This is a genomic window from Geodermatophilus sabuli, from assembly GCF_010686765.1.
In the GTDB taxonomy this organism is placed as follows: domain Bacteria; phylum Actinomycetota; class Actinomycetes; order Mycobacteriales; family Geodermatophilaceae; genus Geodermatophilus; species Geodermatophilus sabuli_A.
The window spans coordinates 37,280-59,611 of record NZ_JAAGWF010000025.1 but is presented as its reverse complement, the minus strand read 5'-3'; the positions used below and the strand labels follow the sequence as shown (position 1 = coordinate 59,611).

The 22,332-nt window shown below is 73.2% G+C and carries 19 protein-coding genes and 2 tRNA genes; 13 read left to right on the top strand and 8 right to left on the bottom strand.

The features are described from left to right. The 7 genes from GCU56_RS20130 to GCU56_RS20105 all read left to right on the top strand — a co-directional run. The coding region (locus tag GCU56_RS20130; RefSeq protein ID WP_163483624.1) for an APC family permease at window positions 1–709 on the top strand (709 nt) is incomplete at its 5' end. 322 nt (window positions 710–1,031) lie between these two features. Beyond that, window positions 1,032–3,065, top strand: coding sequence for a DNA topoisomerase (ATP-hydrolyzing) subunit B (gene gyrB / locus GCU56_RS20125; RefSeq protein WP_163483622.1), 2,034 nt, complete (start codon window positions 1,032–1,034; stop codon window positions 3,063–3,065). Between the two features lie 104 nt (window positions 3,066–3,169). After that, window positions 3,170–5,638, top strand: a complete 2,469-nt coding sequence (gene gyrA, locus GCU56_RS20120) for a DNA gyrase subunit A (protein ID WP_163483621.1) — start codon at window positions 3,170–3,172, stop codon at window positions 5,636–5,638. 170 nt (window positions 5,639–5,808) lie between these two features. Beyond that, window positions 5,809–6,555 (top strand): DUF3566 domain-containing protein, encoded by a 747-nt coding sequence (locus GCU56_RS20115; protein WP_163483619.1) that lies wholly within the window; start codon window positions 5,809–5,811, stop codon window positions 6,553–6,555. 148 nt (window positions 6,556–6,703) lie between these two features. Then, window positions 6,704–6,777 (top strand) — tRNA-Ile (locus tag GCU56_RS20110). A gap of 89 nt (window positions 6,778–6,866) precedes the next feature. Further along, a complete protein-coding gene (locus GCU56_RS23570) occupies window positions 6,867–7,010 on the top strand; it encodes a DLW-39 family protein (protein ID WP_204332531.1) in 144 nt (47 codons plus the stop codon). 38 nt (window positions 7,011–7,048) lie between these two features. Continuing rightward, a tRNA-Ala gene (locus tag GCU56_RS20105) sits at window positions 7,049–7,121 on the top strand. A 75-nt stretch (window positions 7,122–7,196) separates the two neighbouring features. On the opposite strand, the gene GCU56_RS20100 is transcribed toward GCU56_RS20105, so the two are convergent. Next, the gene (locus GCU56_RS20100) at window positions 7,197–7,787 is read right to left on the bottom strand and encodes a carboxymuconolactone decarboxylase family protein (protein WP_204332509.1); all 591 of its coding nucleotides are present in this window, start codon (window positions 7,785–7,787) and stop codon (window positions 7,197–7,199) included. A gap of 162 nt (window positions 7,788–7,949) precedes the next feature. Between GCU56_RS20100 and GCU56_RS20095 the strand changes: the two genes are divergently transcribed. From GCU56_RS20095 to GCU56_RS20085, 3 genes are all read left to right on the top strand, one after another. Continuing rightward, complete coding sequence (locus GCU56_RS20095) at window positions 7,950–8,444, top strand: DUF1059 domain-containing protein (RefSeq protein ID WP_163483617.1); 495 nt, start codon at window positions 7,950–7,952, stop codon at window positions 8,442–8,444. 109 nt (window positions 8,445–8,553) lie between these two features. Next, window positions 8,554–9,087 (top strand): peptidylprolyl isomerase, encoded by a 534-nt coding sequence (locus tag GCU56_RS20090; RefSeq protein WP_163483615.1) that lies wholly within the window; start codon window positions 8,554–8,556, stop codon window positions 9,085–9,087. A gap of 134 nt (window positions 9,088–9,221) precedes the next feature. Beyond that, window positions 9,222–9,980 (top strand): rhomboid family intramembrane serine protease, encoded by a 759-nt coding sequence (locus tag GCU56_RS20085; protein ID WP_163483613.1) that lies wholly within the window; start codon window positions 9,222–9,224, stop codon window positions 9,978–9,980. 26 nt (window positions 9,981–10,006) lie between these two features. On the opposite strand, the gene GCU56_RS25380 is transcribed toward GCU56_RS20085, so the two are convergent. Continuing rightward, window positions 10,007–10,414, bottom strand: coding sequence for a PH domain-containing protein (locus GCU56_RS25380; protein ID WP_163483612.1), 408 nt, complete (start codon window positions 10,412–10,414; stop codon window positions 10,007–10,009). A gap of 149 nt (window positions 10,415–10,563) precedes the next feature. Between GCU56_RS25380 and GCU56_RS20075 the strand changes: the two genes are divergently transcribed. Beyond that, a complete protein-coding gene (locus GCU56_RS20075) occupies window positions 10,564–11,724 on the top strand; it encodes a thiolase family protein (RefSeq protein WP_163483610.1) in 1,161 nt (386 codons plus the stop codon). A gap of 521 nt (window positions 11,725–12,245) precedes the next feature. Here the strand turns inward: GCU56_RS20075 and crgA are convergent. Further along, a complete protein-coding gene (crgA, locus tag GCU56_RS25375) occupies window positions 12,246–12,518 on the bottom strand; it encodes a cell division protein CrgA (RefSeq protein ID WP_163483608.1) in 273 nt (90 codons plus the stop codon). Window positions 12,519–12,587: 69 nt separating this feature from the next. Here crgA and GCU56_RS20065 point away from each other — a divergent pair, with 69 nt between their 5' ends. Together GCU56_RS20065 and GCU56_RS20060 are read left to right on the top strand one after the other, a co-directional pair. Beyond that, window positions 12,588–13,343 carry a DUF881 domain-containing protein gene (locus GCU56_RS20065; RefSeq protein WP_163483606.1) on the top strand — a complete coding sequence of 252 codons (756 nt, stop codon included), beginning with the start codon at window positions 12,588–12,590 and terminating at the stop codon, window positions 13,341–13,343. 27 nt (window positions 13,344–13,370) lie between these two features. Continuing rightward, window positions 13,371–14,024, top strand: a complete 654-nt coding sequence (locus tag GCU56_RS20060) for an aminodeoxychorismate/anthranilate synthase component II (protein WP_345771965.1) — start codon at window positions 13,371–13,373, stop codon at window positions 14,022–14,024. 65 nt (window positions 14,025–14,089) lie between these two features. Here the strand turns inward: GCU56_RS20060 and pknB are convergent, their stop codons facing one another. The 5 genes from pknB to GCU56_RS20035 all read right to left on the bottom strand — a co-directional run bounded on the left by pknB (window position 14,090) and on the right by GCU56_RS20035 (window position 22,298). Continuing rightward, on the bottom strand, window positions 14,090–16,012 hold the full coding sequence (gene pknB / locus GCU56_RS20055; protein WP_163483603.1) for a Stk1 family PASTA domain-containing Ser/Thr kinase: 1,923 nt from the start codon (window positions 16,010–16,012) through the stop codon (window positions 14,090–14,092). A gap of 133 nt (window positions 16,013–16,145) precedes the next feature. After that, window positions 16,146–18,020: a protein kinase domain-containing protein gene (locus GCU56_RS20050; protein ID WP_163483601.1), complete on the bottom strand. Its 1,875-nt coding sequence runs from the start codon at window positions 18,018–18,020 to the stop codon at window positions 16,146–16,148. Continuing rightward, complete coding sequence (locus tag GCU56_RS20045) at window positions 18,020–19,462, bottom strand: penicillin-binding transpeptidase domain-containing protein (protein ID WP_163483599.1); 1,443 nt, start codon at window positions 19,460–19,462, stop codon at window positions 18,020–18,022. The genes GCU56_RS20050 and GCU56_RS20045 overlap by 1 nt, the downstream gene beginning before the upstream one ends. Next, window positions 19,459–20,877, bottom strand: coding sequence for an FtsW/RodA/SpoVE family cell cycle protein (locus GCU56_RS20040; protein WP_345771964.1), 1,419 nt, complete (start codon window positions 20,875–20,877; stop codon window positions 19,459–19,461). Before GCU56_RS20040 ends, GCU56_RS20045 begins: the two co-directional genes overlap by 4 nt. Then, the gene (locus GCU56_RS20035; RefSeq protein ID WP_163483597.1) at window positions 20,874–22,298 is read right to left on the bottom strand and encodes a PP2C family protein-serine/threonine phosphatase; all 1,425 of its coding nucleotides are present in this window, start codon (window positions 22,296–22,298) and stop codon (window positions 20,874–20,876) included. The genes GCU56_RS20040 and GCU56_RS20035 overlap by 4 nt, the downstream gene beginning before the upstream one ends. Window positions 22,299–22,332 lie beyond the last annotated feature (34 nt).

Below are 22,332 nucleotides of genomic sequence, written 5' to 3'. Positions count from 1 at the left end.
CAAGCAGCCCCGGAAGATCTTCCCGAAGGTGCTGCTCGCCGGGCTGCTGACCACCGGCCTGATCTACGTGCTGGTGTCGATCTCGGCGATCGCCCTGGTGCCGGCCGACGACCTCAGCCAGGGCGACACCCCGCTGCTGCAGGTGGTCGAGGCCGGGGCGCCCGGTTTCCCGATCGGCGTCTTCGGGGTCATCACGATGTTCGCGGTCGCCAACTCCGCGCTGATCAACATGCTGATGGCCAGCCGGCTGGTCTACGGGATGAGCCGCCAGCACGTGCTGCCACCCCTGCTCGGGAAGGTGCACCCCACCCGCCGCACCCCCACGACGGCGATCCTGTTCACCACCGCGCTGGCCTTCGGGCTGATCACGTTCGTCGGCGCGGTGCCGGCCCTGGGCGGGACCACCGCACTGCTGCTGCTGATCGTCTTCACGGTCGTCAACATCGCAGTGCTCGTGCTCCGCAAGGACACGGTCGACGAGGACCACTTCCGCACCCCGACCGTGCTGCCCGTCGTCGGCGCCCTGGCGTGTGCCTTCCTGGCCACGCCGTGGGCCGGCCGGCCGGCCGAGCAGTACCGGATCGCCGGCGTGCTGGTGGCGATCGGTGTCGTGCTCTGGGGCATCACGGTGCTGATCAACCGGCGGACCGGGCCCGCCGTCCGGGCCCTGGACCCCGACCGGTTCACCAAGGGGGGCCCGGTCAACTGAGAGAGGACCCCCCACCGCTCGCACGCTCGCGGCGGGACCCTGCAGGGGCCACCCCGGGTGAGGTCACCAGGCGCCCGCGGGACGGCGTGTCGCCCCCGGGGGCAACCCCGGTGGTGGCGGGTGGGCTCACAGTGGCGCAGACACGGCGTCAGGGCCGGGACGACGGCATTCCTGTCGTAGGACCCGGTATCCTGGACAGCAGAAACCGCCAGCAACCGGCCCAGCGCCGTTCTGCGCCCTCGGGCCAGAGCCGCTCTGCGCTGCCACACCCCCTGCCCGAGGTGGGGAGTCGTGCGCCGGTTGCGCGACAGGAAGGCCCCACGTGGTCGCACGACCTCAGACCGAGAACGCCTACTCCGGCAGTTCCATCACCGTCCTGGAGGGCCTCGAGGCCGTCCGGAAGCGTCCCGGCATGTACATCGGGTCCACCGGTGAGCGGGGTCTGCACCACATGGTGTGGGAGGTCGTCGACAACTCCGTCGACGAGGCCCTCGCCGGGCACTGCGACACCGTCCGCGTCACGCTGCTGGCCGACGGCGGCGTGCGGGTCGAGGACAACGGCCGTGGCATCCCGGTGGACATGCACCCGGTCGAGAAGCGCCCCACGGTCGAGGTCGTCCTGACCGTCCTGCACGCCGGTGGCAAGTTCGACGGCAAGAGCTACGCCGTCTCCGGTGGCCTGCACGGCGTCGGCGTCACCGTCGTCAACGCGCTGTCGAAGAAGCTCGACGTGCGCATCAAGCGCGACGGTTTCGAGTGGTTCCAGCACTACGAGCTGGCCAAGCCGGGTCCGCTCGAGAAGATCGGCCCGACCAAGGCGCGCGGCACCACCACGACGTTCTGGGCCGACGACGACATCTTCGAGACGACGAACTACTCGTTCGACACGATCAGCCGACGGCTGCAGGAGATGGCGTTCCTCAACAAGGGCCTGACCATCGTGCTGCGCGACGAGCGCCCCGGGCACAGCAAGGTCGAGTCCGGCATGGCCGAGGAGATCACGCTCGCCGAGGCCGCCGTGGAGCCCGGTGGCGAGGCCGAGGCGTTCGAGGCCACCGAGATCACCTACCGCTACGACGGCGGGCTCGAGGACTACGTCCGGCACATCAACGCCAAGAAGTCGCCGATCCACAAGTCGGTGGTCAGCTTCGGCGCCGAGGGCCTCGGCAAGAACGACATGCGGATGAGCGTCGACGTGGCCATGCAGTGGTCCGACGCGTACTCCGAGTCGGTCTACACCTTCGCCAACACGATCAACACGCACGAGGGCGGCACCCACGAGGAGGGCTTCCGCGCGGCGCTCACCTCGATCGTCAACCGCTACGCGGTCGAGAAGAAGCTGCTCAAGGAGAAGGACGAGAAGCTCACCGGCGAGGACATCCGCGAGGGCCTGGCCGCGATCGTCTCGGTGAAGCTCGGCGACCCGCAGTTCGAGGGCCAGACGAAGACCAAGCTCGGCAACACCGAGGTCAAGGGCTTCGTCCAGCGGGTGTGCAACGAGCAGATCACGCACTGGTTCGAGGCCAACCCCGCCGAGGCCAAGACGATCATCACCAAGGCGTCGTCGGCCGCCCGCGCCCGGCGCGCGGCGCAGGACGCCCGCAAGCTGGCCCGCAAGAACCTGCTCTCCAACAACTCGCTGCCGGGCAAGCTGGCCGACTGCCGCTCCACCGACCCGCGCAACTCCGAGGTCTACATCGTGGAGGGCGACTCGGCCGGCGGCTCGGCCAAGTCCGGCCGCGACTCGATGTTCCAGGCGATCCTGCCGATCCGCGGGAAGATCATCAACGTGGAGAAGGCGCGCATCGACCGGGTCCTCAAGAACAACGAGGTCCAGTCGATGATCACCGCCTTCGGCACCGGCATCCACGACGAGTTCGACCTGTCGAAGCTCCGCTACCACAAGATCGTGCTCATGGCCGACGCCGACGTCGACGGCCAGCACATCCGCACGCTGCTGCTGACCCTGCTGTTCCGCTTCATGCGGCCGCTGGTCGAGGCCGGGCACGTCTACCTGGCCCAGCCGCCGCTGTACAAGATCAAGTGGGGCGGCAAGACGGGGGACGAGTACGTCTACACCGACCGCGAGAAGGAAGCCGTCCTCAAGGCCGGCGCCGAGGCGGGCCGGAAGATCAAGGACGACGCGATCCAGCGCTTCAAGGGCCTCGGGGAGATGAACGCGACCGAGCTCTGGGAGACCACGATGAACCCCGAGACCCGGATCCTGCTCCAGGTCACCCTCGAGGACGCCGCCACCGCCGACGAGCTGTTCAGCGTCCTCATGGGCGAGGACGTCGAGGCCCGCCGGAGCTTCATCACCCGCAACGCCAAGGACGTCCGCTTCCTCGACGTGTGAGAGAGGACCCCTCGCCCCCCGTTGCTCGCAGGCTCGCAGCGGGCCCCTGCGAGGGGCCAGACGTGGCACGTGCCCGCACCTGTACCGACCTGGAGACCTGAACCGTGACCGAAACCCCGAGCCGCGACCGCGTCGAGCCGGTCGACCTCCAGCAGGAGATGCAGCGCAGCTACATCGACTACGCGATGAGCGTCATCGTCGGTCGCGCGCTGCCCGAGGTCCGCGACGGCCTCAAGCCGGTGCACCGCCGGGTGCTCTTCGCGATGTTCGACCAGGGCTTCCGTCCCGACCGCTCGTACGTCAAGTGCGCGCGCGTCGTCGGTGAGGTGATGGGCAACTACCACCCGCACGGCGACACGTCGATCTACGACGCCCTCGTGCGGTTGGCCCAGCCCTGGGCCATGCGGTACCCGCTGGTCGACGGGCAGGGCAACTTCGGGTCCCCGGGCAACGACCCCGCCGCGGCCATGCGGTACACCGAGGCCCGCCTCACCCCGCTGGCCATGGAGATGCTGGCCAACATCGACGAGGAGACCGTCGACTTCCAGCCCAACTACGACGGCAAGAACCAGGAACCGCTGGTCCTGCCGGGGCGCATCCCCAACCTGCTGATCAACGGCTCGGCCGGCATCGCCGTCGGCATGGCCACCAACATGCCGCCGCACAACCTGCGCGAGGTGGCCGCGGCCGTCTTCTGGGTCCTCGAGCACCCGGACGCCGAGCCGGAGGAAGCCCTCACCGCCTGCATGGAGCGGATCAAGGGCCCCGACTTCCCGACCCACGGGCTGATCGTCGGCCGGGAGGGCATCGAGGACGCCTACCGGACCGGTCGCGGCTCGGTGCGCATGCGCGCCGTCGTCACCGTCGAGGAGGACGCCCGCGGCCGGGTGCAGCTGGTCTGCACGGAGCTGCCCTATCAGGTCAACCCGGACAACCTGGCCGAGGCGATCGCCGACGCGGTCAAGGAAGGCCGCCTGCAGGGGATCAGCGAGATCGCCGACGAGTCCAGCGACCGGGTCGGCCGCCGGCTGGTCATCACGCTGCGCCGGGACGCCGTCGCCAAGGTCGTGCTGAACAACCTCTACAAGCACACCCAGCTGCAGACGACGTTCGGCTGCAACATGCTCTCGATCGTCGACGGCGTCCCGCGGACGCTCCGGCTCGACGAGCTGGTCAAGCTCTACGTGAACCACCAGATCGAGGTCATCCAGCGGCGCACCCGGTACCGGCTGCGCAAGGCCGAGGAGCGCGCGCACATCCTGCGCGGCTACGCGAAGGCGCTGGACCAGCTCGACGCCGTGATCACCCTCATCCGCAACAGCGAGTCGGCCGACGCCGCCCGCGGCGGGCTGATGGAGCTCCTGGACATCGACGAGATCCAGGCGACCGCGATCCTGGACATGCAGCTGCGCCGGCTCGCCGCCCTGGAGCGGCAGCGGATCCTCGACCAGCTGGCCGAGATCGAGCTGGAGATCGCCGAGCTCGAGGCGATCCTCGCCTCCCCGGAGCGGCAGCGGCAGATCATCCACGACGAGCTGGCCGAGGTCGTCGAGAAGTACGGCGACGACCGCCGCACGCAGTTCGTCGCCAACGACGGCGACGTCTCGATGGAGGACCTCATCGCGGAGGAGGAGGTCGTCGTCACCATCACCCGCACCGGGTACGCGAAGCGGACGAAGAGCGACCTCTACCGCTCGCAGCGCCGTGGCGGCAAGGGCGTGATGGGCGCGGCCCTCAAGCAGGACGACATCGTCGACCACTTCTTCGTGGGCTCCACCCACGACTGGATCCTGTTCTTCACGAACAAGGGCCGGGTCTACCGGGCGAAGGCCTACGAGCTGCCGGAGGCCAACCGCACGGCCCGGGGCCAGCACGTCGCGAACATCCTGGCCTTCCAGCCGGACGAGAAGATCGCCCAGGTCATGCAGATCAAGGACTACTCGGTCGCGCCCTACCTGGCGCTGGCCACCGCCCGGGGTCAGGTCAAGAAGACCCGCCTCACCGACTTCGACTCCCCGCGTCAGGGTGGCGTCATCGCCGTCAACCTGCGCGATGGCGACGAGCTGGTCGGGGCCGTCCTGATCGAGCAGGACCAGGACCTGCTGCTGGTGACCCGCAAGGCCATGTCGATCCGGTTCACCGCCGACGACGCCGCGCTGCGGCCGATGGGCCGGGCCACCGAGGGCGTCCGGGGCATCTCGCTGTCCGACGACGACCGGCTGCTGTCGATGATGGTCGTCGAGGACGGTGTCGACGTCCTCGTGGCCACGGAGCGCGGTTTCGCCAAGCGGACCGGCATCGAGAACTACCCGAACCAGGGCCGGGGCGGCAAGGGCGTGCTCACCGCCGACCCCAAGGCCCGGAAGGGATCGCTGGTCGGCGCGCTGTCGGTCCGGCTGGGCGACGAGCTGTACGCGATCACCTCCGGTGGCGGGGTGATCCGGACGCCGGTGAACGGCGTGCGGCACAACAAGGACCGGGCCACCATGGGTGTCAAGCTCATGAACTTGCCGGAAGACGTGTCGATCGTCGCCATCGCGCGGACGACGGACAACGACGAGCCCGCCGCCTAGTCTGATGCGGATGGCGAGGAGGCGCAGCGGACGTGCTCAACGGCACGGGCGTCGCGCCTCCTCCTGTGCAGCCACCACGGATCTGATCGGCGCCCGGGCGCTTCCGGCCGCGTGCAGGGACACTGGGGCGTGAGTCAGCGGCGAGGGCCGCTGGGGAGCGGGAGACTGGCATGAGCGACCGGACGCAGGGTTCGGTGCGCACCGGGTCCCGGCCCGGGGGTACCTCCCCGGCCCAGGACACGGCGTCCGGGAGCCAGGTCCCGAGCGGCGGGGCACCGCCCGTGTCGGCGACCCAGTCCATCCCCGGCACCGGGAGCCAGCGCGCGCAGGTCGCCGACGGCACCGCTCCGGTCGCCGACAGCCCCGTGTCGATGGCCAAGGGCTCGACCGCGAGTGCTGCCACCGCTGTCCCGGCGGCCGCCCCGGCCGCCGAGCCGGCCGGCCCGATCGCCACGGTCGCCCCGGCACCCACCGGCCCGGTGCGCGGCGCGCCCGCGCCCGCCGCCGGCTCGGCCAAGGAGTCCCCGGCGGGCAGGCAGAAGGGCGCCCGCGGTCCCCGGCGTGCCCGTCTGCAGCTGCGGCACATCGACACCTGGTCGGCGCTGAAGATCTCGCTGGTCCTGTCGATCGCGCTGTTCTTCATCTGGATGGTCGCCGTCGGCGTCCTCTACGGCGTGCTCTCCGGCCTGGGCGTCTTCGAGACCCTCAACGACCTGTTCGGCCAGCTCGGCACCGCCTCCGGGAGCGACGGGGCCACCGAGGTCATCACCCCGGGCATCGTGTTCGGTGGGGCGGCGGTCATCGGGGCGATCAACATCGTCCTCATGACCGCGCTGTGCACCGTGGCCGCGTTCATCTACAACATGTGCTCGGACCTGGTCGGCGGCCTCGAGGTCACCCTCTCCGAGCGCGACTGAGGAAGGACCCGTCGCCCCCACCACTCGCACGCTCGCGGCGGGCCCCTGCGACGGGGCCACCAGCCCTCGCGCGCCCGCGGCGTGACTGCGACCGAGCCACCCCGCTGCTGGCGCTCCTGCCGCGCCAGGTAAGCTTTCCGAGGTTCACGGGCCTGTAGCTCAGACGGTTAGAGCGCATCCCTGATAAGGATGAGGCCGGAGGTTCAAGTCCTCCCAGGCCCACCCGTGTCCCGGCGCCACCGGTCCGCTCCTCGGGGCGCGACCCGTTCCTCCCGCTCGGGAGGGGCAACTCGCCCGAGGAGGTATCCCGCGTGCTGAGGAAGCTCGCCCTGGCGGCCGCTGCAGCCAGTGCCGTCGCCCTCGTCCGGAAGCGGTCGGCCGGCAAGGCCGAGGCCGATCTCTGGCACGAGGCCACCCGCGGCCCACAGTCGGTCAGCCGGCCCACGACCCGCTGACCCGCCGGGGCCCCGCGCCCCGACCCGGGACAGCACCCGGGGACGTAGCTCAATTGGCAGAGCACCGCCTTTGCAAGGCGGGGGTTAGGGGTTCGATTCCCCTCGTCTCCACTCCTCCTCGCCAGGCGTCCGCGCGGCGGGGGTCAGGGGTTCGACCTTCCTCGTCCCCACTCCTCCGGTCCGGCGTCAGCCGCCGACCGGCCGGCCGAACCGCACCGCGTCGACCACCTGCGGCGGGAGTCCCTCGGCCAGCTGCCGGTCCGGGGCGGCACCCAGCGCGTCGTTCACCGAGGAGAAGGCCAGCCGGAGCGCCACGAAGGCGGTGAGCGCGACGATCCGGCCGTCGTCGAAGCCGGCGGCGCGCAGGTCGGCGACGTCCGCCGCCGTGGTGCCGTTCGGGTCGCCGACCACGCACCGCGCCCACCGGGCCAGCGCCCGCTCGGCGTCGTCCAGGCCGTCGTCCTCGCCGCGCAGCACGCCGGCCGCGACGTCCGCGCCGGCCGCCTGGGCCAGCCGCCCGCCCCACGCCAGCGCGCAGTAGGCGTCCCCGCGGGCCGCGGCGCAGGCGGCCACCAGCACGCCCCGCTGACGGGAGGTCAGTCCCGCGGCCGCGACGGTCTGCTGCAGCAGCGCGAACAGCCCGTCGTGCAGCGCCGGCTGGTGCGCCCACACCCGGGACGACTCCATGACGTAGCCGAGGTCGGTGACGTCCTCGGCGTAGAGGCGGTCGGCGCCCGGGGACGGTGCGGCCGGGGCGAGGAAGCCGGCGTCGGTCATGGCACCTCCTGGAGCGGCCGCGGGCGACGGTAGCGCCGCCGGACACCGGCGTCCACGCCCGGGGACCTCCGGCACTGGACAACGGTGCACGCCGGGACGACGGTCGGCCGCGCCACTGGCCCACCGGCCGGGTGGGCCGGGGCTCTGGTCACAGGAGGAGCCATGGCGCGCACCACCATGGACTGCCGGGCGATGCCCAGCGAGAAGAACTGCACCGTCCAGATCTCGGGCGAGGAGGACGAGGTCCTCGAGCTGGCCGCCCAGCACGCGGTCAGCGCGCACGGCCACACCGACGGGCCCGCGCTGCGGGACGGGCTGCGGGCGGCACTGCGCGAGGAGGGGGAGATGCCGGTCGAGCCCGGCGCCTTCCTGCAGCTGATCGAGTTCCACGCCCGGGACCTCGACGGCTTCCGCGCCCTCGCCGGGGAGTGGCGGGACCGGATGGGCCGGGAGACGACGGCCCGCTGGGGGATCGTCGCCGCCGACCGCGACCGCGCCGACACCTACGTCGAGATCGTGGCGTTCCCCGACCACGCCGCCGCGATGCGCAACTCCGAGCACCCGGTCACCGCGGACTTCGCCAAGCGCATGCACGAGGTCACCCAGGGCGAGGCGTCCTTCCGCAACCTCGACGTCGCCGAGATCCTGCGCATGTAGGAGGACCCCCGTGCCCCGCCGGTCGCAGGCGCGCGGCGGGACCCTGCACGGGGGCCGTGGTCCGCTCCCCGTTGCCTACGGGGAGCGGACCAGTGGGAGAGTGGGCGTCGTGACCGAATCGACGCCCGCACGCCGCGCCGTGCTGCACACCAACCACGGCGACATCACCGTGGACCTGTTCCCCGACCACGCGCCCAAGACGGTCGCGAACTTCGCCGACCTGGCCGAGGGCCGCCGCGAGTGGACCCACCCCGAGACCCGCGAGAAGACCACCGACCGCCTCTACGACGGCACCGTCTTCCACCGCATCATCGACGGCTTCATGATCCAGGGCGGCGACCCGCTCGGTCAGGGCATCGGCGGGCCCGGCTACCAGTTCGGCGACGAGATCCACCCCGAGCTCGCCTTCACCAAGCCCTACCTGCTGGCCATGGCCAACGCCGGCCCCGGCACCAACGGCTCCCAGTTCTTCATCACCGTCGCCGCCACCTCCTGGCTGACCGGCAAGCACACCATCTTCGGCGAGGTGGCCGACCAGGCCGGCCGTGACGTCGTCGACCGCATCGCCAAGGTGCCCACCGCCCGCGGTGACCGGCCGAAGGAGGACGTCGTCCTGCAGTCGGTCGAGGTGCAGCGCAGCTGACCACCAGCCCCGACGACGGGGGCGCCGGGCCGGGTCAGTCCCAGCCGGCGCCCCCGGCGACCTGCTACCGGCACGCCGACCAGCCCACCCGCATCTCCTGCGTGCGATGCGGGCGGTCGATCTGCCCGGAGTGCATGACACCCGCCTCGGTGGGCTTCCAGTGCCCGGAGTGCATCCGGGAGGGCCGGGCCACCGTCCGCCGGCCCCGCCAGGTGCCCCTGCTGCGCCGGGCCGGGCGCCGCTTCGGGGCGGTGACGGTCAGCCTGATCGTGCTCAACGTGGCCATGTTCGTCGCCACCGCCGTCTCGGCCGGCCTCGACGGGGTCAACCCGCTGCAGAACCAGGCGTCCGAGTTGTTCGCCCGGCTCGCGCAGGTCCCGGTCCTCGTGGAGCTCGGGCAGGACTGGCGGCTGCTGACCGCCGCCTTCCTGCACATCGGGCTCACGCACCTGGTGCTCAACATGCTCGCGCTGCTGGTCTTCGGCTCCGAGCTGGAGCGCCAGCTGGGCCGGTGGCGCTACCTGGCGGTCTACGTGGTGTCCCTGCTCGGCGGCGCGGTGGCGCTCCAGCTGTTCGGCGAGCCGGGCCGTCCGGTGGCCGGGGCCTCGGCGGCCATCTACGGGCTGCTCGGCGGCCTGGCGGTCGTGATGATCTCCCGCCGGGAGGACCTCCGCGGCCTGCTCACCCTGCTGGCGATCAACGTCGTCATCAGCTTCCTGCCCGGGGTCTCCCTGCTCGGCCACCTCGGCGGGCTGGTGGCCGGCTTCGCCGCCACCGGCGTGATCGTGCTCGCCCGGCGGCGCACGGAGCTCCAGGTGCTCGGCCTGATGCTGCTGACCGCGGCCCTGGTCCTCGTCGCGCTGACGATGGCCACGGTGGTGGTCCTGGGCTGACCGGCTGGGCGGGGGCGCCGGGCCGGTCACCCGGGCCGCAGGTCGCGCAGCACCCGTGCGACCTCCCCGGGGTCGGCTCCGAGATCGCGGCGGCCGAGCAGCACCAGGACGCCGGCGTCGTCCGGCCCCAGCGCGGTGTCGAGCTCCAGCAGCCGGGAGCGCAGCCCCCACCGCCGCGTCTCCCGTACGTGCACCCGCAGCCGGCTCCAGGGCGCGGTGACGCTGCCGGTCACGGTGCGGACGACGATCCCCGCCGGTCCGGCCGTCAGCCGTGGGCGCAGCAGCCGGTCGCGGGCGGCCAGGACCAGCAGCAGGACCGCGGCACCGCCGACGAGGATCCGGCCCAGCGGGTCCAGCAGGACGGCGGCCGCGCCGAGGAGCGCGCCGGCCGCCGCGAGGACCGCGGTGTCCGACGGGCGTGCCGACCACTCCACGCGCCCCACCCTGCCAGGAGCAGGACGCCGTCCCCCTCAGGGCCGCCCGCTCGGCGCGAGCTCCTGGAGGGCGCCCAGGAGGGATGCGTGGACGTCCTACCATGCGGCCAGGGCCGGTGGACCGTGCCGGCGACACACGAGGAGTGGTCATGCGAGATGCCGTCATCTGCGCCGCGGTGCGGACCCCCGTGGGCAAGCGGGGTGGAGGGCTGTCCGGCGTGCACGCCGTCGACCTGTCGGCGCACGTGCTGGAGTCCCTCGTCCAGCGGGCCGGTCTCGACCCGGCCCTCGTCGACGACGTCTTCTGGGGCTGTGTGAGCCAGGTCGGCGAGCAGACCTACAACGTCGGCCGGACCGCCGCGCTGGCCGCCGGCTGGCCCGAGAGCGTGCCCGGGACGACGATCGACCGGCAGTGCGGCTCCTCTCAGCAGGCCGTCGCCTTCGCCGCCGCCACCGTCATCAGCGGTCAGGCCGACGTCGTGGTGGCCGGGGGCGTCGAGTCGATGAGCCGGGTGCCGATGGGGTCCTCCAGCAACGAGGCCGCCGGAGCCGGGCGGCCGCTGGGTCCGCGGTTCATGGAGCGCTACGGCGTCGCCCCGAACCAGGGCGTCGGCGCGGAGATGATGGCCGAGCGCTGGGGCTTCTCCCGCGCCCAGCTCGACGAGTTCTCCCTGGCCTCGCACGAGAAGGCCGCCAAGGCCCGGGCCGACGGCGCGTTCGACGAGGAGATCGCCCCGGTGACCACCCCCGACGGCACGGTGGTCGGCGCGGACGAGGGCATCCGGCCGGGCGGGACGCTGGAGAAGCTCGGGTCCCTGAAGACGCCGTTCAAGGCCGACGGCGTGATCAGCGCCGGCAACGCCAGCCAGATCTCCGACGGCGCGGCCGCCCTGCTGGTCACCACGTCGGAGAAGGCCCGCGAGCTGGGTCTGCGGCCGCTGGTGCGCATCCACACCACGGTGATGGCCGGCGACGACCCGGTCATCATGCTCACCGCGCCGATCCCGGCCACGCACAAGGTGCTGGCCCGCTCGGGGCTGTCGGTCGGCGACATCGGCGTCTTCGAGGTCAACGAGGCGTTCGCGCCGGTGCCGCTGGCCTGGCAGGTGGAGACCGGCGCCGACCCCGACCGCCTCAACCCCCGCGGCGGGGCGATCGCCCTCGGCCACCCGCTGGGCGGCTCGGGCGCGCGGATCATGACCACGCTCGTGCACACCATGCTGGCGGGCGGCGTCCGCTACGGCCTGCAGACGATGTGCGAGGGCGGCGGGATGGCCAACGCGACCGTCCTCGAGCTGGTCGACGACTGACACCGCCGTGAGCACGGGGCGCCGGTGTGGGTGACAGCGGACCGTCGTCCACAGGCAGCCCCCGGCCCGCGCGGATCGGGGGCTGTCGCCGTCCTGGGGGACGTCGTCGCCGCCGCTGCATCCGCCGTGGTCGAGTCGCGTGTCGTCGGCGTGCCGCCGGGGTAGGTCACTGCCGGGCGCCTCCTCGCCATGTCGATTCGTCCACAGTCGTGTGCACAGCTGGGGACGGACTCACAGTCGTGTAGTTACCCGGCTGCCCTTCTCGTCACAGGCGTCCCACCCGTCATGAACCCGCAGGTCAAGCGCGAGTGGTCGAACATGCGTTCTCCACATCCGGTGGACAACTCTGTGGGTGTCGCGCTTTGTCGACCTGTGGACGGAGCGATTCCCTGTGCACAGCACCGCCTGTGGACAACACGGTGGGTATCCGGACGGTGACATGACAGCGGCCCCCGTCCCGGGCGGGACGAGGGCCGGTCGTCGTAGCTGGCCCCCTGCAGGGGGGTCGGGAGGGTCCTGCTTCAGCGCCAGCGCATCGACATGACCAGGCCGGCCACCATCAGGCCGAAGCCGATCAGGAAGTTCCACGCGCCGAGCGACACCATGAACGGGATCTGGTCGCCGGCCACGTAGTAGACGACGATCCACAGCAGGCCGAGCACCATGAGCCCGACCATCACGATGGCGTACCACCGCGGGCTGGGTGTCACGGCGCGCGCAGCGGACGTCCCCGGCTGCAGCGTCCCCTGGGGCGGCGTGTAGGCCGACTTCTTGCGCACCTTGGACTTGGGCACCGTTCGAACTCCCTCCGGGGCCGGTTCGTCGCTGCCGGCCGTGACTGCCTCCCAGCCTAAGCTGCGGAGGTGGCCGGAGCCCGCACCCTGACCCGAGCTCCCTCGGCGTGGGCCGCCCTGGTGCCCGTGGTGGCGCTGGCGGCCGGGCTGCTGTTCGCCACGTCCAGCCAGACGGCGCAGGGCACCGACCTGCGCGGCGGCGAGACGACGGAGCTGGCGGCACTGATCGGCGCCCGCAAGGACGTCCTGGCCGGGCAGGAGGAGCAGCTTGCGGCGCTGCAGGCGCAGGTGCAGGCCCTCACCGACCAGGAGGCGTCCCAGAACGGTGCCGTGGCCGCGGCCCAGGCGGCCGGCCAGAGCGGGTCCCTCTCCGCCGGTGCGGTGGCCCTCACCGGCCGCGGTGTGGAGATCGTGCTGGACGACGCCCCGCGCCGGCCGGACGGGTCACTGCCCACCGGCGCCCGACCCGACGACGTGGTCATCCACCAGTCCGACGTCCAGGCGGTCGTGAACGCCGTCTGGGCGGCCGGAGCCGACGCGGTGGCCATCATGGACCAGCGGCTGATCGCCACCAGCGCCGTCCGCTGCGTCGGCAACGTGCTGCTGCTGCAGGGGCGCACCTACTCGCCCCCGTTCGTGGTGACCGCGATCGGCGACTCCGCCGCCATCCGCGCCCAGCTGGCCGCCTCGCCCCAGGTGGCGGTGTTCCAGCAGGCGGTGGAGGACTACGGGCTGGGATTCGCCGTCCGTGACCGGCCGCTGGTCGAGCTGCCCGCCTACCGGGGGTCCTTCGACATGGAGTACGCGACAGCCGCTGACGGCTGAGGGCGGCGGGCGGTGTACACAAGGACCGTGAGCCGCCCCGTCCTCGTCGTCGACAACTTCGACAGCTTCGTCTACAACCTGGTCCAGTACCTGGGTCAGCTCGGGGTGCGCTGCGTCGTCCGGCGCAACGACGCGGTCACCGTCGACGAGCTGGCCGGCCTCGACGTGGCCGGCGTGCTGCTCTCCCCAGGCCCGGGGACGCCGTCGGGTGCCGGGGTCACCGTGCCGATGGTGCGTGCCGCGGCGGACGCCGGGACGCCGGTGCTCGGGGTCTGCCTGGGCCACCAGGCCATCGCCGAGGCGTTCGGCGCCGAGGTCGTGCGGGCGCCGGAACTGCTGCACGGCAAGACCAGCGAGGTGGTGCACTCGGGGGCCGGCGTCCTCGCCGGGTTGCCCTCCCCGTTCACCGCGACCCGCTACCACTCCCTCGCCGTCGACCTGGCCTCCGTGCCCGACGAGCTCGAGGTGACCGGCTCGACCCCGTCGGGCATCGTCATGGCGCTGCGGCACCGGGAGCTGCCGATCGAGGGCGTCCAGTTCCACCCGGAGTCCGTGCTCACCGAGGGTGGCCACCGGCTGCTGGCCACCTGGCTGGAGGGCTGCGGGCTCGCGCCGGACGCCGACGCCGTGGAGCGAGCCACGGCTGCCGCCCGCCGGCTGTCGGCCGCCGCCCCCGCCTGACGGCGGACCTCGCCGCTCACGAGCTCGCGGCGGGTCCCCGCAGTGGTGCCGACGGGGTCAGCGGGTCAGTCGTCGTCCGTCTCGGCGCCGGCGCCCGGGGCGGCGCCGCCGCCGCCCGTGGGCGCCACCCCGACCGTCAGCGTGATGGTGGCGCCCGGTGCCGCCTGGCCGGTCGGGTTCTGCGACAGCACCACCCCGACGTCGCCGGGGTCGCTGGCCGGCACCTCGGTGACCGTGACGGTGAACCCGGCTGCCCGGAGTTCCGCCTCGGCCGCCGCGCGCTGGTCGTCGACCACGTCGGGGACCGGCACCAGGGAGGGCTCGGCCGGACCGCTGGAGACCTGCAGGGTGATCGGGGCGTCGGCGGTCGCCTGGCTGCCGGCGGCCGGGTCCTGGGCGACGACCGTGCCCTGCGGCTGGTCGGACTCGACCGGCTCCGCCGTGACGTTGGTGAAGCCGTCGCCGCGCAGAGCCTGCGTCGCGGCGGCCTGCTCCTGACCGACGACGTCGCGGACCTCGGCGTCCCCGTCGGAGACCGAGAGCGTGATGGCGGTGGCCGGAGGCACCTGCGTGCCCTGCTCCGGGTCCACCGCGATGACGGTGCCCTCGGCTTCGAGCGAGTCCCCCTGCTCGGTGCTCGGCCTGCTGGTGAAGCCGGCGTTGGTCAGCGCGGTCCGGGCGTCGTCGACATCGAGGTTGACGACCGGGGGGACGGCGATCGTGTCGGGAGCCGCGCCGACGACCAGGTCGACCGCGGTGCCCTCGTCGACCTCCGCGCCGCCGGCCGGGGTGCTCGTCAGCACGGTGCCGACGGCCGCCTCGTCGTCGGTGATCTCGGTGGTCACGTCCCCGACGGTGAGGCGCGCGCCGGTGATCGCCGCCTCCGCCTCGGCCCGCGGCTGGCCGGTCAGCTGGGGGACCGTCACCTGCGCGGTCGGCGGCGGGTCGTCCTCGCCGGAGTTGAGCAGCAGCGCGATCGCGACGACGCCGCCGATCAGCACCAGCGCGGCGACGACGGCGGCGATGACCCGGTTCCGCCGGCGCCGGCGGTCGGCGTCGTCCTCGTCCCACTCGCCGCCGTAGCCGGGGGTCGCGCCCAGGACGGTGGTCTTGTCGGCGTCGTTCATGACCGGCGTCGCCTCGACCCGTTGGCCGGCCAGGGCCCGCAGCAGGTCGTTGCGCATGTCGGCGGCCGACTGGTACCGGTTCGCCGGGTTCTTGCTCATCGCCTTGAGCAGGATGGCGTCGAGGTCGGGCGGGATGGCCGGGTTGATCGACGACGGCAGGCGGGGGTCCTCCCGCACGTGCTGGTAGGCGACGGCGACGGGTGAGTCCCCGGTGAACGGGGGCGCGCCGGTGACCAGCTCGTAGAGCATGCACCCGAGGGAGTAGACGTCGGAGCGGGCGTCGACGCCCTCACCGCGGGCCTGCTCGGGGGAGAGGTACTGGGCGGTGCCGATGACCGCGGCGGTGGAGGTCATGGTCGCGGCGGAGTCCGAGACCGCACGGGCGATGCCGAAGTCCATCACCTTGACCGAGCCCTCCGGCGTGAGCATCACGTTCCCGGGCTTCACGTCCCGGTGCACGATGCCGTTGCGGTGGCTGAAGTCCAGGGCGCCGCAGATGTCCGCGGCCAGGCTCATCGCCCGCTGCGGGGGGAGCACGCCCTCGGTCCGCAGCACGTCGCGCAGGGTCTGCCCCTCCACGTACTCCATGACGATGTAGGGGGTGGCGCCGGACGTCGTCCGGTCCTCGCCGGTGTCGTACACCGCCACGATCGCCGGGTGGTTGAGCGACGCCGCCGCCTGGGCCTCGCGGCGGAACCGGACCTGGAACGAGGGGTCGCGGGCCAGGTCCTGACGCAGCACCTTGACCGCGACCTCGCGGCCCAGCCGCAGGTCCCGTCCCCGGTGCACCTCGGCCATGCCCCCGCGGCCGAGCACCCCGCCGATCTCGTAGCGCTCGCCGAGCACCTGGGGCGTGGTCATCGGGGGTCCTCTCGGGCGGGGCGGTCCTGCGTCCGGGGGGAGGGGAGGGACGGGTCGACGCGGCGGACGGATGGGCCGCCGGGGAGCGTAACCGCTGGGACCGCGGTGACCCGGGCGGCGCGGGGGAGCCCGCTCACCCGGCCTGGTCCGCGGGTGCCAGCGGGGCCTCCGCGTCGCCGCCGTCGCCGGCCGGCGGTCCGGGGACGCCCGACGACGACTCGCCAGCCGGGGGAGCGCCCGGCAGCGGTTCGCTCGACGAGCTGGACGACGTCGCGCTGGAGGAGGAGGACGAGGACGACGAGCTGGAGGAGGACGAGGACGACGACGAGCTCGAGCTGCCGCCCCCGGACGGGGTGGTCGTCGTCGGGGCGGCGGTGGTCGTGGGCGCCGGGGCCTCGGAGGTGGGTGCCGGCTCCTCCCCGCCGTCGTCGTCCTCGCCGCTGGCGGGGGCGTAGTCGTCGGGGGCGACGAACAGCGTGACCTCGCTGCCCTCGGGGACCGGCTGGTCGGCGGGGTCGGACCCGACGACCGCGCCGGCGGCGATGGCGATCCCCCACTGCGCCACCTCGGCGTCGGTGGCGTCCCGGGTGCTCACCACGAGCCCGCTGCCTTCGAGCAGCTCGGCGATCTCGTCGGCGTCCCGGCCGATGTAGGCCCGGGTGTCGACCGTGACCGAGCCGGCGGAGGCGGAGATGCTCGGTGCCGGCCCGCTGGAGCGGGCCGGGGCGTCGGCCTCCGGGTCCTCGCCGCCGCCCGCGAGCAGGAACCACGCGGCACCGGAGACGAGGGCCAGCAGGACCAGTCCGGCCACCAGCCAGACCCAGCGGGCGCGGCGGCCGTCGTCCGCGCGGTGCCGCCCGTCCCAGGCCTGGTCGTCGTCCTCGGGCGGACGGCGCAGCGGCGGCAGCGCGGCGCCGCGACCGGTGGCCGTCCCCGCGCCGGTCGCCGTCCCCCCGCCGGTCGCCGCGCCGGCGCCGGCGAGCGCTCCCGCGCCGGCGGCCGCCGCGACCCCCGCGGCGGAGGTCGCGCCCAGCACCTGCGTGCGGCTGTCGGCCAGGTCGCCGACCACCTCGGTGCGGGAGGTCGCGGGTGCGGCGGTGACCGGGCCCCGGCTGGCCGGCGGGGTGGTGCCCGGCCCGGCGACCATGGGTGCCGCGGACAGCCCGTTGCCGGCGGCCACGGAGCGGATCGCGGTGGCGAAGGCGCCGCCGTCGGCGAACCGGTCGTGCGGGTCCTTGGCCAGAGCGCGCTCGATGAGCAGCCGGACGGCGGGCGGGATGCTGGCCGGCAGCGGCGGCGGCGGCCGGTTGATGTGCGCGAGCGCCACGGCCACCTGGGAGGTGCCGTCGAACGGGCGGCCTCCGGTGAGGCACTCGTAGCCGACCACCCCGAGGGAGTAGACGTCGCTGGCGGCGGTCACCTCGAAGCCCTGCGCCTGCTCGGGCGACAGGTACTGGGCGGTGCCGACCACCATGCCGGTGCGGGTCAGCGGTGTGGCGTCGCGGGCGCGGGCGATGCCGAAGTCGGTCAGCTTGACCACGCCGTCGGGACGCACGATCAGGTTGCCGGGCTTGATGTCCCGGTGCACCACGTCGGCGCGGTGCGCCGCCGACAGCCCGTCGGCGGCCTGTCCCAGCACGTGCAGCGTCCAGTCGACCGGGAGCTTCCCCTCCTCGTGGAGGATCGTCACGAGCGGCTGGCCCTCGACCAGCTCCATCACCAGGAACGCCAGCCGCTGCCCGGGGAACCGCTCGTCCTCGGTGGTCTCGCCGTAGTCGTAGACCGAGGCGATGTTCGGGTGGCTGAGCATGGCGGTGTGCCGGGCCTCGTTGCGGAAGCGGGCCACGAAGCTGGGGTCGCCGGTGAACTCGCTGCGCAGGACCTTGGCGGCCACCTCGCGGTCGAGCACCCTGTCCCGCGCCCGCCACACCTCGCCCATCCCGCCGGTCGCGATCGGGGCGGTGATCTCGTAGCGGCCGGCGAGGATCGTGCCGGTGGACAGCGCCATCACTCACCCTGCCCGTCGAGGAAGGCCTGCATGACCTCGCGGGCGATCGGTGCGGACACGTCCCCACCCGTACCCCCGCCGTTGGCGACGAAGACCGCCACGGCGATCTGCGGGTCGTCGGCGGGGGCGAAGCCGATGAACCAGTTGTGGTCGGGACCGGCGTTCTCCGCCGTCCCGGTCTTCCCCGCCACCGTGACGCCCGGGATGCGGGCGGCCCGGCCGCTGCCCTCGGCCACGACGCTCTCCATCATCTCGGTCAGCTGGTCGGCGACCTCCGCGGAGACCGGCTCACCCAGCACCTCCGCGTCGGTCTCGTCGAGCACGCTCAGGTCGGGGGCGCGCAGCTGGTCGACCAGGTAGGGCGCCATCAGCGTGCCGTCGTTGCCGACCGCGGCGGCGATCATCGCGGCCTGCAGCGGGGTCATCTGCACGTCCTGCTGACCGATCGAGCTGACGCCCAGCTCGGCGTCGTTCTCAGGGTCGCCGATCGAGCTGCCGACGACGGTGAGCGGGATCTCCCGCTCCTCGCCGTCCATGCCGAAGGCCTCGGCCATCTCCCGCACGCGGTCCTCGCCGAGGTCGATGCCGAGCTGGGCGAAGGCGGTGTTGCAGGAGACGGTCAGCGCGTCGATGAGCGACTGCTCGCCGCTGCTGCTGCAGCTCGAGCCGCCGAAGTTCTCCAGCTCCGTCGTCGTCCCCGGCAGGGTGAGGGTGTCCGGCGCCGGGACGACGGTGTCCGGGGTGTACTCGCCGGTCGACAGCGCGGCGGCCGAGACGATGACCTTGAAGATCGAGCCGGGGGAGAACCGGTCGGAGACGGCGCGGTTGAGCCGCGGGTCGCGCTCGGCCGCGTTGAGCTCCTCCCAGTAGGCACGGATGGCCGCCGGGTCGTGGCTGGAGAGCAGGCCCGGGTCGTACGTCGGGGTGCTGGCCATCCCAAGGACCGCACCGGTCGACGGTTCGAGTGCCACGACGGCGCCGGTGACGCCCTCGAGGCCCGCCATGGCCGCCTCCTGCACCGCCGGGTCGAGGGTGAGGACGACGTCGCCGCCGGAGGGGTCGCGCCCGGTGAACAGGTCGGCCAGGCGGCGGGCGAACAGTCGCGGGTCGGTGCCGGCCAGGATCTCGTTGCTGGCCCGCTCGATCATGGCGTTGTCGTAGACCAGCGAGTAGTAGCCGGTGACCGGCGCGTACGTCGGCCCCTGCGGGTACTGGCGCAGGTAGGTCAGCCGGTCCTCGGTGGGCACCGACAGCGCCACCTCGGTGCCGGCGACGACGATCGAGCCGCGCTCGCGGTCGTACTCCTCGGCGAGCACCCGGGTGTTGCCCGCGTCGTCGCGCAGCTCCTCGGAGCGCACCACCTGGATGTAGTTGACGTTGATGATCAGCAGCGTGAACAGCACGAGCACGCTGATGGCGACGCGGCGCAGGGGCGCGTTCACTGCTTGACCACCTCGGTGGGCGCGTCCCCCAGCGCCGGCCTCGGCGGCCCGGCCGGCACCGCGGGACGGCGGGCGGCGTCGCTGATCCGGACGAGGACGGCGACCAGCACGAAGTTGGCCACCAGCGAGGACCCGCCGTAGGCGAGGAACGGTGTGGTCAGCCCGGTCAGCGGGAGCAGCCCGGTGACCCCGCCGAGGACGACGAACACCTGCCAGGCGATCGCGAACGCCAGGCCCGCGGCCAGCAGCTTGCCGAACGCGTCGCGGACGATCAGGGAGGTGCGCAGCCCGCGCTCGACCAGGATCAGGTAGACGATGATCACCGCGACCAGGCCGAAGAGGCCCAGCTCCTCACCGATGGCCGCCGCGATGAAGTCGCTCTTGGCCACCGGCACCTGGTCGGGGCGTCCACCGCCCAGCCCGGCGCCGAAGAGCCCCCCGGTGCCCAGGCCGAACAGGGACTGCACCAGCTGGTAGCCGGCGGCGTCCCGGTACTCGAACGGGCTCAGCCAGACGTCCACGCGGGCCTGCACGTGACCGAAGACCTGGTAGGCGATCAGCGCGGCCCCGGCGAAGAGCCCCAGACCGATGACCAGCCAGCTGGCCCGCTCGGTGGCGACGTAGAGCATCACCACGAAGATGCCGAACAGCAGCAGCGAGCTGCCCAGGTCGCGCTCGAAGACCAGCACCAGGATCGACAGCGCCCAGGCGACCAGCACCGGTCCGAGGTCGCGGGCCCGGGGGAGCTCGAGGCCGGCGACCCGGCGGCTGGCCAGCGCCAGCACGTCACGCTTGTCGACCAGGTAGGCGGCGAAGAAGACGATCAGGCAGATCTTGGCGAACTCGCCCGGCTGGATGCTGAAGCCGGCCAGCCGGATCCAGATCTTGGCGCCGTTGACCTCCGACAGCGACGCGGGCAGGACTGCGGGGATGGCGAGCAGCACGAGGCCGACCAGCGCCAGGGTGTAGGCGAAGCGGGAGAGCACCCGGTGGTCGCGCAGCACCACGAGGACGACGACGAACAGCGCCACTCCGAGGGTGGCCCACACCAGCTGCACCGGTGCGTCCTGCCGCGTGGCGGTGGCGTCGACCTGCTCGGCGGCGAGGTCCAGGCGGTGGATGACGGCCAGCCCGAGGCCGACCAGCAGCGCCACCGACGGCAGGAGCAGCGGGTCGGCGTAGGGCGCCCACTTCCGGACGACGAGGTGCGCGACCGCCCACAGGCCGGTGATCCAGCCGCCGAACAGCGCCATGTCCGGCCGCAGCGACCCGGTGATCGTGAGGTCGACGATGGCCTGGGCGACCAGCGTCACGAGCACCGCGAAGCCGAGCAGGGCGAGCTCGGTGCCGCGGCGCTTGGGCGGGGCCGCGCCGGGCTGGGCCGCGCGGGGGTCGGTGGAGGGGCCGGTGATCACTTGGCCTCCCGGCAGTCCACTCCCGGCTCGGGCGGCGTCGTCGTCCGCTCCGGCGTGGAGGTGGCGTCGCCCGGCACCACCGACCCGCTGGGGTCGAGCGGCTCCGGGAGCGGGGGGAGCCCGCCGTCCGGGGCCGGCGGCGAGGAGGAGGTGGGGGATGCCGACGCGGACGCCGACGTCGACGAGTCGCCCGCGTCGTCGTCGGCGGACGGGCAGACCGGCAGGCGCTGGTCGCGGAGCATCGTGATGATCCGGTCGGCGTGGTCGCCGTCGTCGGCCTCGATCCCCCGGCGCACCTTGCTGGCGTCGGCCGGGGTGAGGTCCTCGACGGCGAGGTCGGTCACCGTCGAGACCCGGTTGAGGTCCACGCCGAGCAGGGCGGTGTCCAGCCCGCGGAAGACGGTGACCCGGTCGCCGTCCGCGGTGTCCCGGACGCCGACGAACCAGTTCGACAGCAGCCACAGGTAGGCACCGGCCGTGGCGAGAGCGACCAGCAGCACCGCGCCCAGGGCCCACAGCAGCCGGCGACGACGGCGCCGGGGCGAGGGGGCGGAGGCGGTCGCGGTGGGCTGCGGCGCGGTGGTCGGGGGCGGGCCGGCCAGCGCCGCCCGGCCGGCGGCGGACCGGGGGTCGACCTCGCGCTGCCCGACGTTGTCCCCGGCCGCGCCGTCGACCACCGGCTCGAGCGGCGAGGTGCCGTGTCCCCCGTCCTCCACGACGTCGGCGACGATGACGGTGATGTTGTCCGGTCCGCCGCTGCGCAGCGCCAGCTCGATCAGCCGGTCGGCGGTCGCCTGGGGGTCGGGGTCGACCAGGGCGTCGGCCAGGGTCTCCTCGCTGACCACGCCGGAGAGCCCGTCGGAGCACAGCAGGTAGCGGTCCCCGGCCCGGGCCTCGCGCATCGACAGGTCGGGGTCGACCTCCTGGCCGTTGAGCGCGCGCAGCAGCAGCGAGCGCTGGGGGTGGTGGTTGGCCTCCTCGGCGGTGATCCGGCCGTCGTCGATCAGTGTCTGCACGAACGTGTCGTCGTGGGTGATCTGCGTCATGACGCCGTCGCGCAGCAGGTAGGCGCGGGAGTCGCCGATGTGGCACAGCGCCAGGCGGCCCCCGGCGAACAGGACGGCGGTCAGCGTGGTGCCCATGCCCTCCAGCTGCGGGGACTCCCGGATGACCTCGCGCAGGTGCTCGCTGCCGTCGAACACCGCGTCCCGCAGCGCCTGGAGCATGTCGCCCGAGGGTGCGTCGTCGTCCAGGTGCTCGAGGGCGGCGATGACCACCTTGCTCGCCACGTCGCCGGCGGCGTGACCACCCATGCCGTCGGCGACGGCGAGCAGCCGGGGCCCGGCGTACACGGAGTCCTGGTTGTTGCCGCGGACCAGGCCGCGGTCGGACCGGGCCGCGTAGCGCAGCGCGAGGCTCATCGCGGCCCCCTCCCCGGGTCCGGGGACGGCGTCG